At 38.8% G+C, this 22604-nt stretch carries 20 protein-coding genes; 10 read left to right on the top strand and 10 right to left on the bottom strand.

What is annotated here, in order from left to right:
• Window position 1: 1 nt before the first annotated feature.
• The 3 genes from EL17_RS11135 to EL17_RS11125 form a co-directional block, all read right to left on the bottom strand.
• The gene (locus tag EL17_RS11135; RefSeq protein WP_035073910.1) at window positions 2-4099 is read right to left on the bottom strand and encodes a response regulator; all 4098 of its coding nucleotides are present in this window, start codon (window positions 4097-4099) and stop codon (window positions 2-4) included.
• 249 nt (window positions 4100-4348) lie between these two features.
• Window positions 4349-5053, bottom strand: coding sequence for a DUF3307 domain-containing protein (locus EL17_RS11130; RefSeq protein WP_035073908.1), 705 nt, complete (start codon window positions 5051-5053; stop codon window positions 4349-4351).
• On the bottom strand, window positions 5050-5667 hold the full coding sequence (locus tag EL17_RS11125; protein ID WP_035073906.1) for a SatD family protein: 618 nt from the start codon (window positions 5665-5667) through the stop codon (window positions 5050-5052). Before EL17_RS11125 ends, EL17_RS11130 begins: the two co-directional genes overlap by 4 nt.
• A gap of 284 nt (window positions 5668-5951) precedes the next feature.
• Here EL17_RS11125 and EL17_RS11120 point away from each other — a divergent pair, with 284 nt between their 5' ends.
• Window positions 5952-6743 carry a hypothetical protein gene (locus tag EL17_RS11120; RefSeq protein WP_035073904.1) on the top strand — a complete coding sequence of 264 codons (792 nt, stop codon included), beginning with the start codon at window positions 5952-5954 and terminating at the stop codon, window positions 6741-6743.
• Window positions 6744-6783: 40 nt separating this feature from the next.
• On the opposite strand, the gene EL17_RS11115 is transcribed toward EL17_RS11120, so the two are convergent.
• The 4 genes from EL17_RS11115 to topA form a co-directional block, all read right to left on the bottom strand.
• Window positions 6784-7227 carry an OsmC family protein gene (locus EL17_RS11115; protein ID WP_035073903.1) on the bottom strand — a complete coding sequence of 148 codons (444 nt, stop codon included), beginning with the start codon at window positions 7225-7227 and terminating at the stop codon, window positions 6784-6786.
• Between the two features lie 34 nt (window positions 7228-7261).
• Complete coding sequence (locus EL17_RS11110) at window positions 7262-7942, bottom strand: SIR2 family NAD-dependent protein deacylase (RefSeq protein ID WP_035073901.1); 681 nt, start codon at window positions 7940-7942, stop codon at window positions 7262-7264.
• Window positions 7943-7953: 11 nt separating this feature from the next.
• Entirely contained in the window at window positions 7954-8925 is a 972-nt protein-coding gene (locus tag EL17_RS11105; RefSeq protein WP_035073898.1) for a hypothetical protein, read from the bottom strand.
• Between the two features lie 106 nt (window positions 8926-9031).
• Window positions 9032-11347, bottom strand: coding sequence for a type I DNA topoisomerase (gene topA, locus EL17_RS11100; RefSeq protein ID WP_035073895.1), 2316 nt, complete (start codon window positions 11345-11347; stop codon window positions 9032-9034).
• Between the two features lie 153 nt (window positions 11348-11500).
• Here topA and EL17_RS11095 point away from each other — a divergent pair, with 153 nt between their 5' ends.
• The 4 genes from EL17_RS11095 (at window position 11501) to EL17_RS11080 (ending at window position 15583) form a co-directional block, all read left to right on the top strand.
• Window positions 11501-11977, top strand: coding sequence for a SixA phosphatase family protein (locus EL17_RS11095; RefSeq protein WP_164675061.1), 477 nt, complete (start codon window positions 11501-11503; stop codon window positions 11975-11977).
• A 96-nt stretch (window positions 11978-12073) separates the two neighbouring features.
• On the top strand, window positions 12074-13354 hold the full coding sequence (gene speE, locus EL17_RS11090; RefSeq protein ID WP_035073889.1) for a polyamine aminopropyltransferase: 1281 nt from the start codon (window positions 12074-12076) through the stop codon (window positions 13352-13354).
• 12 nt (window positions 13355-13366) lie between these two features.
• Window positions 13367-14434 carry an agmatinase family protein gene (locus tag EL17_RS11085; protein WP_035073887.1) on the top strand — a complete coding sequence of 356 codons (1068 nt, stop codon included), beginning with the start codon at window positions 13367-13369 and terminating at the stop codon, window positions 14432-14434.
• 147 nt (window positions 14435-14581) lie between these two features.
• Window positions 14582-15583 (top strand): quinone oxidoreductase family protein, encoded by a 1002-nt coding sequence (locus EL17_RS11080; RefSeq protein ID WP_035074067.1) that lies wholly within the window; start codon window positions 14582-14584, stop codon window positions 15581-15583.
• On the opposite strand, the gene EL17_RS11075 is transcribed toward EL17_RS11080, so the two are convergent.
• Window positions 15580-15912, bottom strand: a complete 333-nt coding sequence (locus EL17_RS11075) for a hypothetical protein (RefSeq protein ID WP_035073885.1) — start codon at window positions 15910-15912, stop codon at window positions 15580-15582. The genes EL17_RS11080 and EL17_RS11075 overlap by 4 nt on opposite strands.
• A 72-nt stretch (window positions 15913-15984) precedes the next feature.
• On the opposite strand from EL17_RS11075, the gene EL17_RS11070 reads away from it, so the two are divergent.
• The 4 genes from EL17_RS11070 to EL17_RS11055 all read left to right on the top strand — a co-directional run bounded on the left by EL17_RS11070 (window position 15985) and on the right by EL17_RS11055 (window position 19887).
• Window positions 15985-16722: an electron transfer flavoprotein subunit beta/FixA family protein gene (locus EL17_RS11070; RefSeq protein ID WP_035073882.1), complete on the top strand. Its 738-nt coding sequence runs from the start codon at window positions 15985-15987 to the stop codon at window positions 16720-16722.
• Between the two features lie 25 nt (window positions 16723-16747).
• A complete protein-coding gene (locus EL17_RS11065; RefSeq protein ID WP_035073880.1) occupies window positions 16748-17713 on the top strand; it encodes an electron transfer flavoprotein subunit alpha/FixB family protein in 966 nt (321 codons plus the stop codon).
• 6 nt (window positions 17714-17719) lie between these two features.
• Window positions 17720-18325: a bifunctional nuclease family protein gene (locus EL17_RS11060; protein WP_035073878.1), complete on the top strand. Its 606-nt coding sequence runs from the start codon at window positions 17720-17722 to the stop codon at window positions 18323-18325.
• A 275-nt stretch (window positions 18326-18600) separates the two neighbouring features.
• Entirely contained in the window at window positions 18601-19887 is a 1287-nt protein-coding gene (locus EL17_RS11055) for a NupC/NupG family nucleoside CNT transporter (protein WP_035073875.1), read from the top strand.
• Window positions 19888-20032: 145 nt separating this feature from the next.
• Here the strand turns inward: EL17_RS11055 and EL17_RS11050 are convergent, their stop codons facing one another.
• Window positions 20033-20467 (bottom strand): peptidylprolyl isomerase, encoded by a 435-nt coding sequence (locus EL17_RS11050; RefSeq protein WP_035074065.1) that lies wholly within the window; start codon window positions 20465-20467, stop codon window positions 20033-20035.
• Between the two features lie 143 nt (window positions 20468-20610).
• On the opposite strand from EL17_RS11050, the gene EL17_RS11045 reads away from it, so the two are divergent.
• Window positions 20611-20883 (top strand): hypothetical protein, encoded by a 273-nt coding sequence (locus tag EL17_RS11045; RefSeq protein ID WP_035073872.1) that lies wholly within the window; start codon window positions 20611-20613, stop codon window positions 20881-20883.
• A gap of 54 nt (window positions 20884-20937) precedes the next feature.
• On the opposite strand, the gene pckA is transcribed toward EL17_RS11045, so the two are convergent.
• Window positions 20938-22545: a phosphoenolpyruvate carboxykinase (ATP) gene (pckA, locus tag EL17_RS11040; protein WP_035074063.1), complete on the bottom strand. Its 1608-nt coding sequence runs from the start codon at window positions 22543-22545 to the stop codon at window positions 20938-20940.
• Window positions 22546-22604 lie beyond the last annotated feature (59 nt).

Below are 22604 nucleotides of genomic sequence, written 5' to 3'. Positions count from 1 at the left end.
GTTATAATGTGTTCTTTTTTTGTTTTATCAACTTTATAACCTGATCAATCTCATCATGTGCCTTTAAGATTTTTATTTTAGCCTTTCGGTAATCAAAATCAACCATGTTTTCGATTTCCAGTCCTATTTCATAGAGCCAGTTTAATCCAGCAGAGGATGCGGTTCCTTTAAGCTTATGTCCAGCGGCATTAAAGTCCTGGAGATTTTGGTGTGCTAAGCTATCCAATAGTTCTATTTTAGAATTTTCAAGTTCTTTTAAAGTGATGTCTATGAAAACCTTCATTAGGTTAGGATCATTGTTAACATATCCTTCCAGTACAGAGATATCAAACCTGTCAGCTTTTGGTGCAGTTTCTTCTTGGTTTAACCCATTGATTAAATCATTTGAATTCAATGGTAAATACTTATTCAATACGAGTGCGAGTGTTTCTTCCACTACCGGCTTGGATATAAAATCGTCCATACCGAGCTGGATGCATTTTTCTTTTTCACCTTTTACATTACCTGCTGTAAGGGCCAAGATCGGCACTCTTTTTCCATGACGTTCCTTTTCACGGATAGCAGTAGTGACTTCATAACCATTCAATAAAGGCATCTGGATGTCCATAATGATCAGGTCAGGGTTTTTTTCCATGTACAGGTTTAGGGCTACTTGACCATTAGGTGCCTCCAATATGGTAGCGTTGGGTAAAATTCTTTTCAATATGGTCTTAGCTAAAAACATATTGATCTGGTTATCTTCTGCAATAAGGATGTTGAAGGAATTGCCGAAATTTTCAAATCCTGGAGCGGTTTGCTGTATTTCTTCTGGTATTTCTACCTTATGAAGCCTACTTAGAATATTGTACAAATCCTGCATCTTTATGGGTTTGACTAAGCGGTGGGCAACTTTTAGGTCGTGACATGCTTTTAGAACTGTTTCGTCATCGGAACTACTGTATAATAAAACGATGGGATGTTCACTTATAGCCTCAGTAATATTGTTTCTAATTTTGGAGATGGTCTCCAGACCGTCCATATAGGGCATGTGATAATCCATAAGGATGACATCGTAGATATTTCCCTGGTCCAATAGCTGAAGGGCCTCATATCCATTAGCGGCTTCTACTATTTCGATGTCTTTTAATTTTAACATTTGCTTTAAAATAGTTCTGTTGTTAAAATTATCATCTACTACTAAAGCTGTTTTGATCTGGTCTATATCTTCAAAAATGTCCGCCTCACCTTCACCCACTTTTACTTTTATATCAAAGAAAAACTTACTTCCCTTTCCAGGCTTGCTTTTCAGTTGGAGCTTGCTATCCATAAGCTCCAATAGCTTATTGGAAATGGTGAGCCCCAGACCCGTCCCGCCGTATTTTTTAGTGGTAGACCCGTCTTCCTGTGAGAATGCTTCGAATATTTTTTCCTGCATTTCTTTTTTAATCCCTATACCTGTATCCCTTACTTCAAACCGGATATATACCTCTTCATTTTCGATAGGGCCCAGTGCTTCGATTTTAAGTTCTATTTCGCCCACTTCCGTAAACTTTACAGCGTTGCCCAGCAGGTTGATCAATACCTGTCTAAGCCTAACTTCATCGGCGAAGATAAACCTTGGCAAATCCAACGATATGTTGAGAAGCATTTCCAGATGTCGGCTTTGTGCCTGGTAACTGATGATATCAGCTGTCTGGCTAGCCATTTCAAAGACATCAAACCGCTCTATATCGAGTTCTAATTTACCTGCTTCTATTTTAGAAAAATCCAATATATCATTGATGATACTTAATAAAGCATTTGCCGAATTATTTACAATAGACAGGTATTGGCTCTGAGTAGGGTCTAATTCTGTTTTAAGCACTAAATCGGTAAATCCTATAATACCGTTCAAAGGAGTTCGGATTTCATGGCTCATATTGGCCAAAAACTCTGATTTTGCTATGTTGGCTGCCTCTGCCTGTTCCTTGGACTTGACGAGGAATTTGTCTTTTATTCTTCTGTCTATAGCATTTGATATGGTAATGCCAAAGCTTCTTAGTAAAGAAACCTCTGCATCCGACCATTTTCTTTCCGAAGTGCAAGCATCATAGCCTACAAAGCCCCAAAGCTTATCACTATAGAATACAGGAATGACCAGGATGGATTTAATATCTTGAGCTTCCAGGAATTGTGCCTCATCTGAATCAGGATCCAGATTCTTTAATATGGCTTTATAAGGTTTGTTTTTAGAAAGAGGACGGTAGAAATTTTCAAATTTTTCAAGTTCTAGGTTTTGTAAAGCGGGATTGCCTTTTTGGGAAATAACGTTTGGGGTGGCATATTCAAATACCTGGGAAGCCACCAGCTGGCCTTCATTGTTTGTATGGTTTTCAAAAATGTACAATCTATCTACTTCCACTGTATCGGCTAGCACTACCAGGGATTTGGTGATCGCTTCGTTAAAATCCCTGTTTGAAAGTAATTCATTTGTAGCCAAGGAGATCCCCTTGAGCATCTTTTCTTTCCTTATAACCTCCTGCTCTGCAAATTTTCGTTTGGTTACATCTTGAAAAGTACCATAAATACGGATTACCTTACCGTTTTTTATTTCACACTGGCCTTTGGTTCTTATCCATTTGTCATGGTTTTTTGCAGTGATGATCTCCAGTTCTACATCAAAAGGGATGCCTATATCTACGGCGTTTTTCCATGCTTTCTCCATGATGACTTGGCTTTCTTTTTTATAGAAAGTTAGTCCTTTTTGTATGTCTGGAACAAAATCGGTGTCCACTTCATGTATTTCATAGGTTATATCAGACCAATACAAAGTGTTTTTGATTAAATCCGCATCCCATCCACCTACCTGGGCCACCCGGTTTGTTTGTTCCAGTATTTTTTTGGTCACTAAAAGGTCGTTTTCAGTTTGCTGGCTTTTAGTTATATCCTGAATAGTGGTAAATATGTATTTGTTTCCTGTAGTAGGATTGTGAAGGGTTGATGGGCGGATACAGACAGGGAACCTTTCGCCATTTTTTCTCTGAAATATCAGTTCTTGTGTATCATTAGTGGATTTACCTTTTAATACCCTTACAAAAGCCAGTTCATTTTTCTTATGCATATCCTCTGGCCAGTAGGAGTAAGGGGTGGATTGTCCGATCAGTTCTTCCCGGCTGTATCCTGTCATTTTGCAGAGGGCATCATTTACACGCATTTTGGTTCCCTTGTGGTTAGCCAAAGCAAAGCCTTCCTGCATGCCCTCTACTATGTTATCCAAAAAATCTTTTTGCTTTATAAGTTCTATCTTATTCCGTAGCTCCATGGTAATGTCTCTTGCTACGGCTATAATGTCTCCGGTAGAAGGATCAGGACTTGTCTGCCATTGAAACGTCTTATAGTTCCCTGACTTGGTTTTGAGTCTTTGGGTAAAAATATTTATTTTACCTTCTTTTACGAGGGTTTCCCATTCCATAAGGGAGGTATCCACATCTTCAGGATGAATCAATTCCGGGGATTGGTTGATGATGGTGTTCTCATCCCAGCCCAATATATTTACAAATGCTTTATTTATTTTTTTAAATCGGCCGTTTTTATCTATAATGGCCATAATATCCTGGGATAGAGTAAACAAGGATTCATATACTTTTAAATCCTCTTTGTTTTTACGCTCTATTATAGCCGACATTACTTCTTGGGCCAAAAGTTCCAGGGCATTTTTTTGGGATGGGGTAAGTGTTTTTGGTGTGGAGTCGAGTACATTTAGGCTTCCTAGGACAAAACCACTCGGGTCTATCAGTGGAAACCCTGCATAGAACCTTATGAAGGGCGAATCATTTACTAAAAGATTGCTGCTAAATAGGTCATTTTCATGCGTGTCTTTAATTTCAAAATATTCAGAAGTCTGTAAGATTTTATAGCCAAATGCTTGATTCAAAGGGGATTCGGTGATAGTTATACCAATTTTGGATTTGAACCATTCTCTTTTGTCATCCATGAGCGCCACAGTAGCATAAGACGTTTCACAAAGCAATGCCGCCAGTTGGGTAAGACGGTCAAATTCAGGCTCCATCTGCGTGTCTAATATATTGTATGACAAGAGTGCTAGTACCCTATTCTCTTCATGTACTTCTGTATTGCTCATTGGTTTTAAAACTTTTAATCTGGTATTTGCTTCTATGTTTTAGAAGATATACCATTAATAATCAGGGTATTGAGTTATATTAAACATGTTTTTTTTATTTAATACAATACCTATAAAAATTTTGATTTATCTTATAACAATCTGCTAAAATAATAAGAATTTAATTATGGTAAAATATTTATTTTTAAATAATGGATTCTATTTTTTTTAGGTTGGCTTTCTATTTCATATATGGTTTGTTTTATTTGTTTAATCGTCTGAAAGTGATATCATTAAGCCTGTTAATGTGGCTATGGCGAAACTCAAAAGCGTGCCTATCAATATATATTCAGTCATCTTTCTATCTTTAGATTCCTGTAGATCCCCAAATCTGAATATGGATTTAGCTGCTATTAGAAACCCTATTCCTTCCCAATGTGCGGTGGTGATAAAGGTAAAGATGAGAAGCCTTTCCAGTATGCCTATAAATTTGCCAGCATTTTGAAGGGAATTATCTTGAACACCTACCTTCGGGGTCCAGCTGGACATCAGGATTTTAATAACAACGGATGTAGGTGTGGTGAGAAAAATGAGGGCTGCCCATATGGACCAGGTTTTGGTAGTGAGATCTGGAAAATGAATTTTTTCAAAACCTAAATATGTCCAGGTAACTATACCAATGACCATCAAATGCAGGGCTTGATCTATAAAGAACCATGCTTTTTGCTTATCGTTTTTTTGAAAGATCAGTTTGGTAAGGTCAATGAAGTAATGGGTGACCATGATGACTAGTACATATGGCCAGAATGCTATCTGAAACACCAGCAGCCAGGATAATATCCCATGTAGAAGACTATGGATATATAGGTATTTGCTTTTATAGGTATATTCAATTTTATGTTCGACCCATTTTTTGGACTGAAAAATAAAATCTCCTAATAAATGTGCCACTAAGAGCTTGACAAACAGGTTCATTCATTTTTAAAATTAAGTATTCTATCTTTAAAATATTTTTCAGTTTCAAGTACCAGTGCCATTTCTGCTCTTTTAAATCTTTGGCTTACAGCTGCTTGTTTGATTCCCAAAGTCTGTGCTATTTTTCCCTGCACCTGGTTTGGGTTTTGCAAAAGCATAAGGGCAAGTTCGGCTGAAACCTCTGACCAGTTGTCCCAAATCACTGATCCAAGTTTAATGATGATGTTTAATTCTTTATCCAGCAATTCATTTCCACTTTTGAATAGCATGTTTATTTTCTGCTTTTTCATTCCAGCTAGCTGCTCGCCGCTATGTACGAAAGCCGGTCCATTCGATTCAGACACTTTCTTGCCTTTATAGGACTTTTCACCTATCCCTATGCTCATTCTTACATCCAAAGTAGGTGTTTTTTTTACGGCGCTTTTTATGAGCAAGGCCATAAGTAATCCATTCTCAGCATCCGGGACCTCTATCTGGAACTCGTCGCCGCGGTAGATGTCCCATTGGCCTACGATATCACTGGAGTCCTCTAATAGTGTTTTAAGGGTTTCCAGCCATAGATCCGGTCTGTGTAGTTTAGAATGAATGATGTCCCCTGTGATCACTGAAATCATAATACTAAAATTATTACTGCATATGCTTATAATTTTAAATATAAGCAATTTATGTGAATTTATTGATTTATAAGTAAAATCACTTATATTCTCATTTATAAGGTTAAATGCTTATGTATTTATTTAATGGGTTAATTACGGAATAAGATATTGAATACGTAAATAAACCAATAGAATATAAAAATAAAAATGTTTTATAATTCAATAAGGGGAATTCGCCTATTTATGGAAAAAATATTATAAATTATAAAGGTAAAGAAATTTCTACCCAAAATAATAACCTTATGAAAAAGTTAAGCCTAATACTGACTTTATTGGCCATAGGTATGGCGCTCACTTACGCCCAAGAGAAAAATTATTTGGTATTTGAATATATGAGAGTAGAGAAAGGTAATACCCTGCCGTATATCGAATACAAAGATTTTTTGGAAAAATTATATCAGGAAAGTAACAATCAAGGAGACATTAAGGGCTGGGACTTTTGGTCGCTGAAATCCGGGGCTGAGCAAGAGGATTTCCATTATCTTACCGTAACCTATTATAATGATCCCGTGAAAATGATGGAAGGCCTGTCGTTGGGAAAGCTCATAAGCTATGGCAAAGAAGTGTATAAAGATATGGACCACAAAGCTTTGCACGAGAAAATATCTGAAGCACATAAAAGCAGGGACCTGGCAGTAAGGTCGTATATGGAAGAAATAGTAGCTGTAGGAGATAATTTCAGGCTCCAACCGGGTGTACTGGCATCATTTGATCTGATGAAGGCAGTAGAAGGCAGATTTGAGGAATATGAAACAGCAGAAAAAGAAGTGTTTCTTCCCATTCATAAAAAGAAAATAGAGAATGATTTAATGGCTACCTGGCGATTATTAAGGACAGCATTGCCATTTGGCAGTGAGGCCAGATCCACCCATATGACCATAAATATTTATAAAGATTACCTTCAGTTCTTTAATTCCATGGAATATGAGGACATAGAAGCTTCTCAGGAAGAAAGGCGAGCGGTGGAAAAAGGCTTGCAGTCAAGAGATCAAAAATGGGTTTATTTAGCCACTTTGGAAAAAGTGGTGAGGTGATAAAAAAAGGTTGCCTGATTTTAGACAGGCAACCTTGTGTTTAATTTTCAAACTCTATATCCAAGCTGATAGGCACCGCTTTTAGTGCTTTGCTGATAGGGCAGTTATCTTTAGCTATTCGGGCTACTACATCGAAATCCTCTCTGGTCATTCCTGTTACTTTGCCCTTTAATTTTAAATGTATCTCTTGGATACCAAAATCATCACTGCCCTGTTCCTTATCTATGGTGACTGTAGCAACAGTATGAAGTTCATCGGCATCAAAACCCTTACTTGCTATTTGGAAGCTTAGGGCCATATTAAAACACCCTGCATGAGCTGCGGCCAAGAGTTCTTCAGGGTTTGTGCCCAGCTTACCGTCTTCATTTTCAAATCGTGTTTTTGTACTGTAGGGGGTACTGTCGAAAAATCCGCTGGGGGAGGAGAGACTACCTTTTCCATCTTTTCCGTTACCATTCCAAACTGATGTGGCTTTTCTTTTCATAATAAGTTTAATTTAGAGTTAGCTACTGATTAATTTAAGTGATCATTTGGATGAATGTAGCAATTCCCGTACTGGCTTTATCTTCTATAGGAATAAAATTATTTTTAATACTGATATCCGGAATCTTTACATCTATGATATATTTTGGAATATCGGCTTTTGTATATCCTATAAGACTGGCCGCTGGGTATACCAGCAGACTGGTACCAACTACGGCAAATATATCTGCTCTAGCGACCTCATGTATGGCGGTCTCCATCATAGGAACCATTTCTCCAAACCAAACGATAAATGGACGGAGCTGGGAACCTTTAGCGCAATACTGTCCCAGATTAAGCTCCGAGCCTTCTATTTCATATTGCAGACGAGGATCTACTGTACTTTGAGATTTAAAAAGCTCCCCATGCAGGTGAATCACTTTACTGGATCCTGCCTTTTCATGAAGATTATCTACGTTCTGAGTGATGATGGTTACATTATAATCTTTTTCTAAGGCTGCTAAACCCAGATGTGCTTTATTAGGCTGAGCAGAGAGTGCCTGCTTTCTGCGATCATTATAAAATTTGAGTACCAGTTCCTGATTTTTTTGCCAGGCCTCAGGGGTGGCTACATCCATGACATCATGGCCCTCCCAGAGCCCGTCAGCGTCTCTAAATGTTTTTAAGCCACTTTCTGCAGAGATTCCTGCTCCGGTTAATACTACTAAATTTTTCACTTTATAGAGAGTTATAACTTTTCTTTTACTTCCTTTTCCATAGAAAACTTAAAAAACTGACTAACGGCAATGCTTAGCCCCAGTAATATCAAATAAGCAATAAGTAAGGTAGTATATCGGAAATAGCTCAAATCTTTTATCATAGCCAGGAAAAAGGCAGAATACCATGATACCATAGAAATAGCCCCTACAGCAAAAGATATTTTTTTAAAAACATTGTCTTTTTTAAGATCTGGCGCCCGCAATGAAATTTTTTCCATGTAGGGTGCGATATATAAATTTAGTACAGCACCATTGATGGTAACCACCAGCAGTACCGTCATTTTCATTAGAAATCTGTCTGATGCCAAATAGCCATCTATGTCTGTAAGGAAGATAGCTACGCCACTGATGATCAGAAATATGAGGCCTATAATGATAATCTGTGAAATGAGGTGCATTACTACAGCCTCCTGAGAACTGATTTTATAATTTCTCATAAAATGAAAAATCATAAAGTCTATAATTGTCGTACCTCCCAATCCAAGTACCATTCCCAAGAGATGAAGTGTAAGGGTGTATTCCCTGGCATCTTTCAGTACCTGTGTAAAATCGGGAATTTGGGCATATATACTATATGCGATAATCACAGAAAGAATAAAGAATATTAATGTACCCCATTTAAATTTACCTGCTTCAGAAAAAGCCATCCCTATCTTATATACCAATAGAAGTGCAATCGTCAGCGCCAAAATCAGCATACTCAGATCTAGCCATCTGATGTTAAAGTTCACTATTAGCATTCCTAGATAGACCAGGGAAGAGATACCAAAAAAACCAATGATGATCTTTTCATAGGGCATTTTAAGAAAATACATTCCTTTGATGTGATCCTCCGGATCATCTTCTTTAACCTCTATTCGGGAGCGGGATTTATAATAGTATATAGCAAATGATATTCCTATTATAGAGCATAATAAAACAATAAGGTATGGATAGTGCATTGTTGGTCGTGAGTTATTTAAATATAGACAAAAGCAAATGATATTCCAATGCTATCTAAAAACTACAGTAATAAAAAAGCTCTCCTTATAGGGAGAGCTTATATTTTTATTTTTTCTTTTTAGTTACCCGGCCTTTTTTCTTATCCGGCTGGTTTTCAATGATTTCCAATGTTTCCTTATAGGTAAGGGTTTCAGCTTCCTTATCTTTTGGTATTTTGAAATTATTTTTATTAAACTTGATGTAAGGTCCCCATCGTCCATTTAATATTTGAATTTCGGGGTTTTCTTCGAACGTTTTGATGTGTTTTTGAGCATCGGCTTCCCGTTTAGCCTTGATGAGAGCAATTGATTCCTCTTCTGTAATGCTGAGAGGGTCCCATTCTTTGCCTAGTGATACGAACTTACTGTCATGACGGAGGTATGGTCCGAATCTTCCTATGGCAGCCACTATCTTTTTATCTTCAAAATGACCCACATCGCGTGGTAGTTTAAACAGTTCCAATGCATCCTCCAATGTGATGTTTTCAATAAACTGCCCTTTCTTTAGACTGGCAAATTGTTTTTCCTCATCTTCTTGATCACCGATTTGTACCAGCGGCCCAAACTTACCCAGTCTGGCGATGACCGGTTTGCCAGTTTTGGGATCTGTTCCCAGCTCTTTGGTAGAGTCAGCACGTGAAATATTTTCTGTCTGCTCCACCCTGTTGTGAAATTTGGAATAGAAATTCTCTATCATTTCTTCCCATTCCTGTTTACCATGCGCAATATCATCAAATTCTTTTTCCACCCTGGCAGTGAAAGTAAAGTCAATTACGTTGGGAAAATGTTCTACCAAAAAGTCATTGACCACCATGGCTATATTCGTGGGGAAAAGTTTGTTTTTATCAGCACCTGCGGTTTCGGTTTTTTCAGATTTTACAAACTTTCGATCCTTTATCTTCATTTCCACATATTTCCGGGCTATGCCATCACGGGATTCTTTGATGACATAGTTTCGCTTTTGAATCGTGGAAATGGTAGGGGCGTAAGTGGACGGTCTTCCTATCCCCATTTCTTCCAATTTCTTTACGAGTGAAGCTTCTGTATACCTGGCAGGCGGACGGGTAAAAGATTCTCTGGCTTTCATTTCCGTAAGTTCTAAGGACTGTCCTATATGAAGGGGGGGAAGTAGTCCTTTATTATCGTTTTCATCATCTTCCAGCTCTTCATCCGTGGTCTCTAAATAAACTTTTAGGAAACCTTCAAATTTGATCACTTCACCACTGGCAGATAATGTCTGTTCTTGGTTTGATATGCTGATGGTCACATTTGTTTTTTCCAGGATGGCATCAGCCATTTGGGATGCTATGGACCTTTTCCATATCAGTTCATAGAGCCTCTGTTCATTTCTGTCTGAGCCTGCATTTTGCTCCGCAAAGTTGGTAGGTCTTATGGCCTCATGCGCTTCTTGGGCACCTTCCGACTTGGAAGTGAATTTCCGGCTTTTGTGAAATGAGTCCCCGTAGTTAGATATGATCTCACTCTTGGCATTTGCCATGGCGTCATCCGAAAGGTTCACGCTATCAGTTCTCATATAGGTAATCTTACCGGCTTCGTATAGTTTCTGCGCCACACTCATGGTCTGGGCTACTGAAAAGCCCATCTTCCTGCTGGCCTCCTGCTGAAGGGTAGAAGTAGTGAAGGGAGCGGCAGGTGTTTTCTTGCCGGGCTTTGTTTCTAGGTTTTTGATAGCAAAATCTGCCTGAAGGCAATTTTTTAAAAAGCTTTCTGCATCAGCTTCCAATTCGAATTTTTTAGGAAGTTCGGCATGTAGTGTTTTGCCATCTACGTTAAATTCAGCCGTAATTTTAAAGGTAGCTTTGGATTTAAATTTATCTATTTCCCTTTCTCTGTCTACGATAAAACGTACCGCTACAGACTGTACCCTGCCGGCAGATAGTCCGGCTTTGATTTTCTTCCAGAGTACAGGGGACAGTTCAAATCCAACCAAACGGTCTAAAATTCGCCTTGCCTGCTGCGCATTTACAAGGTCTATATCTATTATCCGGGGATTTTCTATGGCCCGGGTGATAGCACTTTTTGTTATTTCCCTAAAAACTATTCTTTTGGTGTTTTCATCTTTCAGTCCCAGTACCTCTTTCAGGTGCCAGGATATAGCCTCCCCTTCGCGGTCATCATCACTTGCCAGGTATACAGTTTCTGAAGATTTTACTAATTGTTTGAGCTGTTTGATAACCTCTTTTTTATCAGGGGTAACTTCATATGTAGGGGCAAATTTGTTTTTTATATCTATAGCCTTATCGCCTTTTGGCAGATCCCTGACATGGCCATAACTGGAAGCTACTTTGTAATCCTTACCCAGATAACCTTCAATTGTTTTTGCTTTGGCAGGAGATTCGACAATGACTAAATTTTTGGACATACTGTATGAGATTTGGTTAAATAGCCTGTTTTGGCAAAGGGATATAAAACCGTAAAAATAGATGGCATAATATTCTCGTCCAAATTATTCAAGATTTGTTATCCAATTCTGGCATGATTATTAAATATAGCTGTGTTTATCATTCAGCAAATCATGAAAAAATTACTGACAATACTTCGACATGGTGAAGCTCAATCTTTGGATTCTGCACCCGATGATTTTTCAAGGCCCCTGTCCGCCAAAGGCAGAAAAGATATATTAAGGATCTCCAATTTAATCAAGAGCCGTAATACCAGTTTCGATCTTTTACTTAAAAGTCCTTCTAAAAGAACGGTAGAGACCGCCCTGTTATTATTGGATCATGTTTCCATTCCCAAGGTAGTAATAGAAGATTCTATTTATGAAAGTTCCATGGAAAATCTGCTTCAAATCATAAAAACCAAATCTGTGGGAACATCAAATGCCTTGATCATCGGGCATAATCCATCTATTACCTCCTTAATAAACTATCTAACAAATGATTATCATATCCATGTACAGCCAGGCACTATGGTTAGACTTGAGGTTTATGTAGGGGATTGGACCCATATAACCCAAGGCAGTGCTTCAGTTTTGGAAGTGATCCAGTAGAAATCTACTTATTGATTGAGCATATTCTTTATTTAACCACAAAATTTTATTTTTTTTGTACGTGTTAAAGATTAATAAAATTAAGAAAATAGAATTATGAGTGCACTAGGACGTCACATTATTGTTGAATTTTATGATTGCAATCCAGAGATTTTGAATGATGTAGTTCATATCCAAAACAGTATGGAAGAAGCTGCTGAAGAGGCCAGTGCTACCATTATAAACTCCACCTTTCATCATTTTTCGCCTTATGGTGTATCCGGGGTAGTGGTTATCCAGGAAAGTCATCTGGCCATACATACCTGGCCCGAATACGGATATGCCTCGGTAGATCTGTTTACATGTGGGGAAACAGTCAATCCCTGGATTTCCTATAATTACCTCAAAAATGCATTTGAAGCTGCCCATGGATCTGCAGTAGAACTGAGAAGAGGGGAAATGGCACTCCTCACACATAAGGATTTTGACATCAATCAGATGAGAGATGAAAAATCTGCAGGTGACGGTACCCCGATGAGAACCAAAGATGTCTGGTTTACGGAAAGAAATGAGAGCATAGCCTTATCGCTTAAACATGATGGCAAACTTTATGACGAAGACTCCGAATTCCAAAAGGTAGAAGTTTACAAAACATTTGCTTATGGTAATATGCTCACTTTAGATGGGATGGTAATGACCACCGAAAAGGATGAATATGTATATCACGAGATGATTTCCCATGTGCCCATGCAGTCTCATCCGAACCCCAAGCGAGTATTGGTAATAGGAGGAGGAGATGGCGGTACAGCCCGAGAACTACTCAAGTATGATGATTTAGAGGAAGTAGTAATGGTTGAAATAGATGAGAAAGTAGTAGAGGCTTCCAAAGAATTTCTTCCAACCATAGCTTCGGCTTTTGGGCATCCTAAACTTAATTTGAAAATTGAAGACGGTATCAAATATGTCAATGAAGCTCCAGATGAATCCTTTGATATAGTTCTGGTAGACAGTACAGATCCTGTAGGACCTGGTGAAGGCTTGTTCACTGTGGAATTTTATGCTCAGGTACATAGGATTTTGAAAAAAGATGGCATTATGGTAACTCAATCCGAATCCCCTCGTTTTAATGAAAAAGTATTTGTAGAAATATATGATTGCTACAGAGGTATTTTTGGTAAAGAAAATGTCCATTGCTATCTGGTGCATATCCCTACTTATCCTACTGGCATGTGGTCATTTTCATACAGTGCCAAAGGGACCTGCAATCCGGAATTGATACAGGAAAAAGCAAAGGGTCATTTACCGGGATTTAATTTAAAATATTATAATACTAAACTGCACCACGCGGCTTTTGTACTGCCTAATTTTGTTCAGGAGATGATTAAACCAAAATCTTAAAAATTTCTTTTTATGTCTTTAAAACACCAATTGATAGATAAGTTTGACCCGAGCGGGATTGGGAGTTCAGGTTCTTTGTTTGGCTTGCCCTTCGATGAGGAAACGGCAGAAGTGATCGTAATACCAGTACCATGGGAAGTCACCGTATCCTATTCGCCTGGAACTGTCAATGGTCCAGAGACAGTTTTAAATGCTTCCCCCCAGCTAGATTTATACCAGGGAGATATCAAAGATGCCTGGAAGATGGGTATACATATGATAGAAATACCTGAACATATCAAAAAAATAAGCGATAACTATAGGACTCTGGCTAAAAATTATATCAAGTTTCTTGAAATGGGTGAGCCGGAACATGATATGTTAAGATTGGCTGCTGTACCGGACCTGATCAATAAGGCAAGTGAGGAAATGAACCTTTGGGTTTATCAGCAGGTCAAACATTATAGGGCCATGGGCAAATTGGTTGCCCTTTTGGGAGGGGACCATTCTACCCCACTCGGGATGCTAAAAGCGATAGCAGAGGATGAAGCTGCTTTCGGAATACTACAAATAGATGCTCATGCCGATCTAAGGGTTGCATACGAAAATTTCACCTATTCACATGCGTCAATTTCTTACAATGCTCTACAACTTCCACAGGTAAGTAAATTGGTGCAGGTAGGGATCAGAGATTATGCTGAATCTGAGGCTGAAATGGCTACATCTGATAAGAGAATTGCTACTTTCTATGATAAAGATATTAAAGAATCTTTATATGGGGGCAGGTCATGGAAGTCAATATGTGAAGATATAGTAAAAGAGCTTCCCGACAAAGTATATGTTACCATAGACATAGATGGATTGGATCCCAAATTATGTCCTAATACCGGAACACCGGTACCGGGTGGGTTAGAAATGGAGGAAATGCTTTATCTGATGAAAATGGTGGTCCTTTCAGGTAAAGAGATTATTGGGTTTGATGTAGTAGAAGTAGCTCCCGGTCCGGATGGGGAAGACTGGAATGGCAATGTGGGTGCCCGGGTTTTATACCGTATGTGTAATCTTTACGGCGCATCTAACGGGCGGTTAAAGTTGGCATAAAGGTAAGTAAAGTTTACGCACATGCCTGCAGCTGAAATTTATTTTGCCATTTAATATATATTACAATATTACCTTTTGAACAAATTCAACTTAACTGGTATTACTAGGCATGGAAGGGTTTCAGTCCATATCAAAACAAAAATATATATGAAAGGAATTATCCTGACAGATGAAAACCCCGATAAAATAGCTGTTAAAGAGGTGGATCTTGGTGATTTGGGGGCGGATGAAGTTAAAGTAAGGATACATGCTGCAGCACTCAATCACCGTGACCAGTGGTGCCGGGAAGGACGTTATCCAAATATAAAAAACGGAATTATACTAGGCTCAGACGGAGCTGGTGAAGTGGTAGAAGTAGGGGCGGAGGTAAGTCCGATATGGCTAGGGAAGCAGGTCATCATGAATGCAGCTATGGGCTGGGGGACTTACCAAAAAGCCCAATCATCTGATTTTAAAATAATGGGCATGCCCACGCATGGTACCTTAGCCCAATATGTGCATATAAAAGCCGACCGTCTAATGATAAAGCCAGATCATTTGAATATGGAGGAGGCTGCGGGGCTGCCATTAGCCGGGGTTACTGCATATAGGGCTTTATTTTATCACGGTCAGGTCAGTCCAGGAGATAAAGTGCTCATCACTGGATTTGGCGGTGGGGTCTCCCAGCTGGCCGCGCAAATTGCGCTGAAGGCAGGGGCGGTTGTCTTTGTTACCAGTGGAATTAAAAAGAAGCTTCAGGTGGCCTATCAGTATGGGGTTGAAGAGGGATTTATATATCATGACCCTGATTGGGCTGATCAAGCGAAGAAAGCATCCGGTGGTTTTGATCTTATCGTAGACAGTGCAGTAGGGGACACTTTGGATACATTGATACCGCTTCTAATACCGGGAGGGAAACTGGTGGTATATGGGGCTACCTTGGGCAATCCTTCAAAAGTGGATATGAGAAGGGTATTCTGGAATCAGATTACCATACAGGGCACTACGATGGGGAGTGATGAAGATTTCAAAAAAATGGTAGAATATGTAAATGTCCATAAAATTACTCCTATCATAGACAGCGTATATCCCTTAGCAGACGCTGTTCAAGCTTTTGATAAGATGAAGGAAGGTACACAAATGGGCAAAATAATTATTAGATTACTTTAATCTACATCTTCTTCAAATAGGAAGTTGTTATAGGCATTTTGAAGTTCTTTTAATGCATGGTGTTGATTTTGCTGTCTGGAAAGCAAGATTCCCTTTTCATAAATTTGCTTGGCCCGGACCAAAGATCGCTGATTTACAAAAAATGCGGCAGCATGAAAATAAGTAGGGATATAACTTTCATGCTCTTTTAATAGTTTGTCATAATAGAAGTCAGCTTTACCTTGATCGATGTTTTGGTATTCCAAGGCTAAGGCATAAAGATTGAAGGGATTATTAGGTTCCTCTTCGGCAAACTTTAAGAGTTGATCTATACGATTCAAATTGCTCATGGATACGTTTTTTAATTAAGGTGGTATTCGTTAAATTCACGACAAATTACAGAAAAATAAACCGAAATATATATGAAAATTCTAGTATGCATCACGCATGTGCCAGATACAACATCAAAAATTCAATTTACAGATAATAATACTAAATTTGATAAAAACGGTGTTCAGTTCATTATAGGGCCGTATGATGACTATGCCCTAGCCAGAGCAGTAGAATTAAAAGAGCAGAGCGGGGGAAGTCTTACGGTATTAAATGTAGGTGAAGCAGAGACTGAGCCTACTATCCGCAAAGCCCTGGCTATCGGCGCTGATGAAGCCATAAGAGTAAATGCTTTTCCTAAAGATTCTTTGTTTGTAGCCAATCAGATAGCCCATTACGCTAAAGAAGGAGGGTACGATCTTATTCTTATGGGTAGAGAATCTATCGATTTTAATGGGGGTATGGTTCACGGCATGGTTGGAGAAATATTGGGCATGCCATCCATTTCGCCTGTAATGAAACTTGATATAGAAGGTAATATAGGCAAAATGGCCCGTGAGATAGAAGGAGGTAAAGAATATTTGGAAGTATCACTTCCCTTTATAGCAGGTTGCCAGGAGCCTATATCAGAATGGAAGATCCCAAATATGCGCGGCATCATGTCGGCGAGGACCAAACCATTAAATGTGGTCGAGGCCATATCGGAAGAAACGTCCACAGCAGTGGATGCCTTCCAATTGCCCCCTGCCAAAGGAGCCGTTAAGCTTATAGATAAAGATAATGTAGAGGAATTGGTTAAGCTTTTGAAAAATGAAGCCAAAGTACTCTAATCATTCAATATAAAATATAAAAATTATGTCAATTTTAGTATATATAGAACAGGCTGAAGGGGCCATCAAGAAAACCTCATTAGAAGCAGTATCATATGCCAGAGCGCTTGCAGATAATGAAGGTACAGGCGTGACTGCTGTAGCTATGGGGAGTATAGAAAATAGCCAATTGGCAAAAGTAGGAGCTGCAGGAGCAGATAAAGTGCTTCATGTAAATAATGAGAGGTTGAACGCAGGGATTATTCAGGCTCATGCATCTGCAGTAGCACAGGCATATAAAAAAGTGGAAGCCAAAACACTGATATTAGCAAAATCATCTTTAGGGGATGCAGTAGCAGCAAGGCTAGCGATCAAATTGAATGCAGGATTGGTTTCCAATGTAACTGATCTCCCAGATACAAGTTCAGGATATAAAGTCAAAAGAAGTATATATACGGGCAAAGCATTTGCTGAAACTTCCATAAGTACAGAACATAAAATATTGGCAGTGAAAAAAAATGCCGTAGATTTAAAAACTGATGGAGTAGAGGCTGAAGTGGAACTATTTGAGGTAGCCTTATCTGAAGATGATTTTTCTGCTAAAATTACATCTACTGATCAGGCTACAGGGGATGTGTTACTACCTGAGGCAGATATAGTAGTATCCGGTGGCCGTGGTATGAAGGGGCCGGAAAATTGGAATTTGATTGAAGATTTGGCCAAATCACTTGGGGCAGCTACGGGATGTTCCAAACCTGTATCCGATATAGGATGGAGACCTCATCATGAACATGTGGGTCAAACTGGTGTAAAAGTTGCTCCTACTTTATATATAGCTATAGGGATATCAGGAGCCATTCAGCATTTGGCTGGAGTAAATTCTTCTAAATATATAGTGGTAATAAATAAGGATGCTGATGCACCTTTCTTTAAAGCAGCGGATTACGGTATAGTAGGAGATGCATTTGAAGTTTTGCCAAAACTAACCGAAGCAGTTAAAGCATTAAAATAAGGTATTGTGGAAAACACCATAGAATTAGAAATATTAGGATTATCATCAAATCACTCGCAATCAGGTTCTTTTACACTGGTAATGGGCGAGTTGGAAGGTACACGTAGACTTCCTATAGTGATAGGAATGTTTGAGGCCCAGGCCATAGCTATTGAAATAGAAAAGATCATACCCAATAGGCCTATGACGCATGATTTGTTTAAATCTTTTTCTTCTAATTTTAATTTCTCCATTGATCATATTTTGATATCCGATATGAGGGAAGGCGTTTTTTACGCCAAGATTGTCTGTCAAAGCTCAGTCAAAAGCGTAGAGATCGATGCCCGGCCTTCTGATGCCATCGCTATTGCAGTGAGATTTGATGCTCCTATTTATTGTGCGCAAAAGGTGATGTCCGAAGCAGCAATAGAGTTTTCTGAAGAAGATCAGGATAATAAGGAATCTGTATCTTCCAAAAAGAAGGATGCACCTAAATCAAAAACATCTTCCACCGAAAACAGTCTAAAAGATTTTAGTCTGGATAAGCTAAACGAACTATTAGATAAGGCTATCAATAACGAAGATTATGAAAGGGCAGCACGCATAAGAGATGAAATTAACCGTAGAAATTAAATAATATAGGCCTGAATTTATTTCAGGCCTTTTTTTTAGCTTATTAAAATCGAGGATTTTAATTTTTGGTTATCTATCATAATAGTCATGATGTCATGTAAGGCTATATTTGTATAATTTAATGATGTGGATCTGTTCCTTAAATATTGTTATTTGAAATCAATCGAATTGATTTTATTATGTTAATAACAATCAAATTCCATTATCTTTACCGACTCATTTAGACCACAACCCAATTTACCCATAGATTTGCACCAAGTATATTACAAAAATAAATGGATTATATAAGAGGTTTAATAGGAATAATTGTCCTCCTCGGAGTAGCATTGGTTTTTTCCTCCAGTAAGCGGGGAGTAGATTGGCGATTGGTTGGAATCGGGGTGGTGCTGCAATGTGTTTTTGGATTTTTGATCACCAAAGTTGATTATGTTGCCAAAATATTTGCTGTAGTCAGCCGTGCATTTGTGAAGTTTTTAAGCTTTTCTGAGGATGGGGCAGTTTTTTTATTTGGTGATCTAGCCACTTCTTCATTTGGGTTTATATTTGCGTTTCAGGTATTGCCTACCATTATTTTCTTTTCCACTGTTTCTGCGGGATTATATTACCTTGGAGTTTTACAGAAAATAGTGTTTGGGATAGCGTGGGTCATGTCCAGGACCATGAGGCTATCCGGGGCTGAGAGCCTTTCTGCTGCTGGAAATATCTTTCTGGGGCAGACAGAAGCCCCATTATTGGTACGTCCATTTATACCTACGATGTCCAGATCTGAACTGATGTGCCTGATGACAGGAGGTATGGCTACCATAGCCGGAGGGGTATTGGCAGGATATGTTGCTTTTTTGGGAGGAGATAGCCTTGAAGAACAAAGTAGGTTTGCGGCTTACCTATTAGGTGCCAGCATAATGAATGCTCCTGCAGCGATCGTAATGTCAAAAATCATCATACCTGAAACCAATAAAGAGAATATAAATGATAAACTTGAGGTTTCTGGAGAAAATATGGGAGTAAATCTCATAGATGCCATGTCAATAGGAGCTTCAGAAGGTTTGAAATTAGCCCTGAATGTGGGAGGGATGCTATTGGCCTTTATAGCGGTTATCGCAGCATTGAACTATATTTTGTCAGGACTGATTGGCGAATACACTGGGTTAAATACTTTTGTAGTAGCGTCTACAAATGGCCAATTTCAAGGATTTTCTTTGGAATATATCTTAGGACAGGTTTTTAGGCTTTTTGCTTTTATCATTGGAGTAGAGTGGAAAGATACTTTACAGGTGGGGTCTTTGCTTGGTCAGAAAACCGTTATCAATGAGTTTGTAGCCTATTTAGGCCTTGCAGATATGAAAGAATCCGGTACCCTGGCTCCAAAATCAATCGTAATTGCCACTTATGCACTTTGCGGTTTTTCAAATTTTAGTTCAATCGCCATCCAGGTGGGAGGTATAGGAAGTATAGCGCCTAACCAGCAGGGAAATCTGTCGAAGCTGGGAATGCGGGCTTTATTGGCCGCCACGCTGGCCTGTATGATGACCGCTACTATAGCAGGCGCACTGTTTGGGTGAGGGGATGACATATGCTGGCTATTTTTTATAGTGGGGCAGTACATACATCACTAAAAAGAAAAAAGATACCCAGTAGTTAATTTTGAGCTAATACATACTATTTAAAAAAAAACTCGCTCCTTTAAAGGGCGAGTTTTAATGTTTTTTAATCGTTTATAACAATTTTTTCTATTTTATCCCCAGCTTTGATCTGATCTATGACTTCCAAGCCTTCTGTAACTTTACCAAAACAAGTATGGTTGCGGTCAAGATGACTGGTGTTATCTCTGCTGTGGCAGATGAAAAACTGGCTACCTCCTGTGTTTCTTCCTGCATGGGCCATGGATAGTACACCCCTTTCATGATATTGATTGTCACCGGTAAGTTCACAGTCTATTTTATAACCTGGGCCACCTGATCCTGTGCCGTTTGGACATCCGCCCTGTATAACGAAATTTGGGATTACCCTGTGGAAATTAAGGCCATCATAAAATCCCTCTTTGGAAAGCTTTACGAAATTTTTTACAGTATTAGGCGCATCTTCATCATAAAAAGATACTTTCATTATTCCTTTTGCTGTGTGTATTTCTCCTGTAGTCATATTTTGTTTTTTTTTCAAAAATAAGTAATCTTCAGAGGTATACAAAAGCTGCTCCAATAATTCATTTTAAGAAAGATTTGGGATAGTATCCTCAATATTGGGATAGGTTTTTGCTATGATGAGGCAAAACAACCAAAAACAACATGAACAACCGTGAAAAATTGCAAAAAATGGACAGGGCCCTTAGGCTTCTCGAAGATTTAAAGAACAGTCAGGTAGCACTGATAGAAAAATCCTCCCAGTTACAGCTAGACGCTATGGAATTTAATTTCCCCAATATGGAAAAAAACATGGGGGATCTATATACCAGATATAATGAATCGCTGGATATGCTCAATGAGGAGTTGGAGCGGTTTGATATTCGAAGGAATAAATTCGAAATGGAAAATGGATTAGATAAAGAAGAGGAGGATTAAAAAATAGGGGATAACTGCTAGGTTATCCCCTTATATATTTGGGTTTACTGTTATTTAATTTTTCACCTTAGGTGCTCCAGATATTATTTCTTCACTTGCAAAGGATGCATACTTTTGAAAATTTTCTACAAATGATTTAGCTAAATCATGTGCTTTAATGTCATAGGCATCCTTATCTGCCCATGTATTTTTTGGGTTTAATATATTATCTGGCACATTGGGACAGGACGTGGGTACTGATACTCCAAAAATTTCATGATTTTCAAATGGGACTTGGTCTAACTGACCGTCTAAGGCCGCCGATATCATCGCCCGGGTATATTTTAATTTCATACGGCTTCCAATGCCATATGGTCCACCTGTCCATCCAGTGTTTATCCACCAAACATTCACTTGATGTTTTTCCATTTTATTTCCGAACAAGGTAGCATAAGCAGTAGGGTGTAAAGGTAAGAAGGCTGCCCCAAAACAAGCTGAGAATGTTTTCTGTGGCTCATTTACTCCTACTTCTGTACCCGCTACTTTGGCAGTGTACCCGGATATAAAATGGTACATAGCCTGGCTGGTATTTAATTTGGAAATAGGAGGGATGACCCCAAATGCATCAGCTGTCAAAAAGAAGATATTTTTCGGGATATCACCGATTGAGGGGGAAATTGCATTGGCAATATAGTGTATGGGATAGGCAGTACGTGTGTTTTCTGTTACGGAGCCGTTGGTGTAATCGACTGTTCTGGAGCCAGGATAAAATCGGGTGTTTTCCACTATAGAGCCAAACTTGATGGCATCCCATATCTCAGGTTCATTTTCTCTGGTCAAATTTATGGCTTTAGCATAACAACCACCTTCAAAATTGAATACACCGTTTTCAGTCCAGCCGTGTTCATCATCACCTATTAGTCCCCTTTTTGGGTCGGCAGACAGGGTAGTTTTACCTGTGCCTGATAACCCGAAAAATATAGCAGTATCACCATGCTCTCCTATATTGGCTGAGCAGTGCATAGAAAGGACTTGGTGGTCATGTGGCAAAATAAAATTCAGTACAGAAAAGATGCCTTTTTTCATTTCTCCGGCATAACCTGTTCCTCCTATTAAGATCATTCTTTTAGTAAGATTGAGGATAGCGAAGTTTTTTTGCCTGGTTCCATCTATAGCTGGGTCTGCTTCAAATTCCGGGGCACAGATGATGGTGAAATTTGGATCAAAGCTTTTTAAATCATCTGCATCAGGCCTTAAAAACATGTTATTGCAAAACAGGTTATGCCAGGCATGTGTATTGATAATCCTTAAATTCAATCTGTAATCAGCATCTACACCAGCATAGGCGTCTCTGACATATACCTTTTTGTCTTTTAAGAAACCTACCATTTTTTGGTGTAGGCTATCAAAATGTTCCTGGCTGATGGGGATATTGGTATCTCCCCACCAGACACTGTCTACAGTGGTTTCATCTTCTACTATAAACCGGTCTTTAGGGGACCTACCGGTAAATTTGCCTGTATCGGCCATCAGAGCGCCAGTGTCAGTAAGCAGGCCTTCTTTGTTTTTTAGGGCATGTTCTATTAATTCTGGAGGTGATAAATTCCAAAATACCTGAGAAACCTGTTCAATACCAATGAGGGAAAGCTTTTCTTTGGAGGATTTTAATTCGAGATCTTGCATGAGATTATTGGGTATAAAAATGATCGTTAATTGCGTTCTAAAGATAGGAATTAAAGAAA

Origin of the sequence: Anditalea andensis, from assembly GCF_000714815.1 — a bacterium.
GTDB lineage: Bacteria > Bacteroidota > Bacteroidia > Cytophagales > Cyclobacteriaceae > Anditalea > Anditalea andensis.
This window is presented reverse-complemented; position numbering and strand designations above follow the sequence as displayed.

What these genes read in the sequence shown, in the direction of transcription:
- speE (WP_035073889.1), top strand. Translation starts at nt 12,074, where the DNA reads ATGAGTGCACTAGGACGTCACATTATTGTTGAATTTTATGATTGCAAT.
- EL17_RS11085 (WP_035073887.1), top strand. Translation starts at nt 13,367, where the DNA reads ATGTCTTTAAAACACCAATTGATAGATAAGTTTGACCCGAGCGGGATT.
- EL17_RS11135 (WP_035073910.1), bottom strand. Translation starts at nt 4,099, where the DNA reads ATGAGCAATACAGAAGTACATGAAGAGAATAGGGTACTAGCACTCTTG.
- EL17_RS11105 (WP_035073898.1), bottom strand. Translation starts at nt 8,925, where the DNA reads ATGCACTATCCATACCTTATTGTTTTATTATGCTCTATAATAGGAATA.
- EL17_RS11075 (WP_035073885.1), bottom strand. Translation starts at nt 15,912, where the DNA reads ATGAGCAATTTGAATCGTATAGATCAACTCTTAAAGTTTGCCGAAGAG.
- EL17_RS11080 (WP_035074067.1), top strand. Translation starts at nt 14,582, where the DNA reads ATGAAAGGAATTATCCTGACAGATGAAAACCCCGATAAAATAGCTGTT.
- EL17_RS11065 (WP_035073880.1), top strand. Translation starts at nt 16,748, where the DNA reads ATGTCAATTTTAGTATATATAGAACAGGCTGAAGGGGCCATCAAGAAA.
- EL17_RS11055 (WP_035073875.1), top strand. Translation starts at nt 18,601, where the DNA reads ATGGATTATATAAGAGGTTTAATAGGAATAATTGTCCTCCTCGGAGTA.
- EL17_RS11095 (WP_164675061.1), top strand. Translation starts at nt 11,501, where the DNA reads ATGAAAAAATTACTGACAATACTTCGACATGGTGAAGCTCAATCTTTG.
- EL17_RS11125 (WP_035073906.1), bottom strand. Translation starts at nt 5,667, where the DNA reads ATGATTTCAGTGATCACAGGGGACATCATTCATTCTAAACTACACAGA.
- EL17_RS11050 (WP_035074065.1), bottom strand. Translation starts at nt 20,467, where the DNA reads ATGACTACAGGAGAAATACACACAGCAAAAGGAATAATGAAAGTATCT.
- topA (WP_035073895.1), bottom strand. Translation starts at nt 11,347, where the DNA reads ATGTCCAAAAATTTAGTCATTGTCGAATCTCCTGCCAAAGCAAAAACA.
- EL17_RS11115 (WP_035073903.1), bottom strand. Translation starts at nt 7,227, where the DNA reads ATGAAAAGAAAAGCCACATCAGTTTGGAATGGTAACGGAAAAGATGGA.
- EL17_RS11120 (WP_035073904.1), top strand. Translation starts at nt 5,952, where the DNA reads ATGAAAAAGTTAAGCCTAATACTGACTTTATTGGCCATAGGTATGGCG.
- EL17_RS11070 (WP_035073882.1), top strand. Translation starts at nt 15,985, where the DNA reads ATGAAAATTCTAGTATGCATCACGCATGTGCCAGATACAACATCAAAA.
- pckA (WP_035074063.1), bottom strand. Translation starts at nt 22,545, where the DNA reads ATGCAAGATCTCGAATTAAAATCCTCCAAAGAAAAGCTTTCCCTCATT.
- EL17_RS11045 (WP_035073872.1), top strand. Translation starts at nt 20,611, where the DNA reads ATGAACAACCGTGAAAAATTGCAAAAAATGGACAGGGCCCTTAGGCTT.
- EL17_RS11130 (WP_035073908.1), bottom strand. Translation starts at nt 5,053, where the DNA reads ATGAACCTGTTTGTCAAGCTCTTAGTGGCACATTTATTAGGAGATTTT.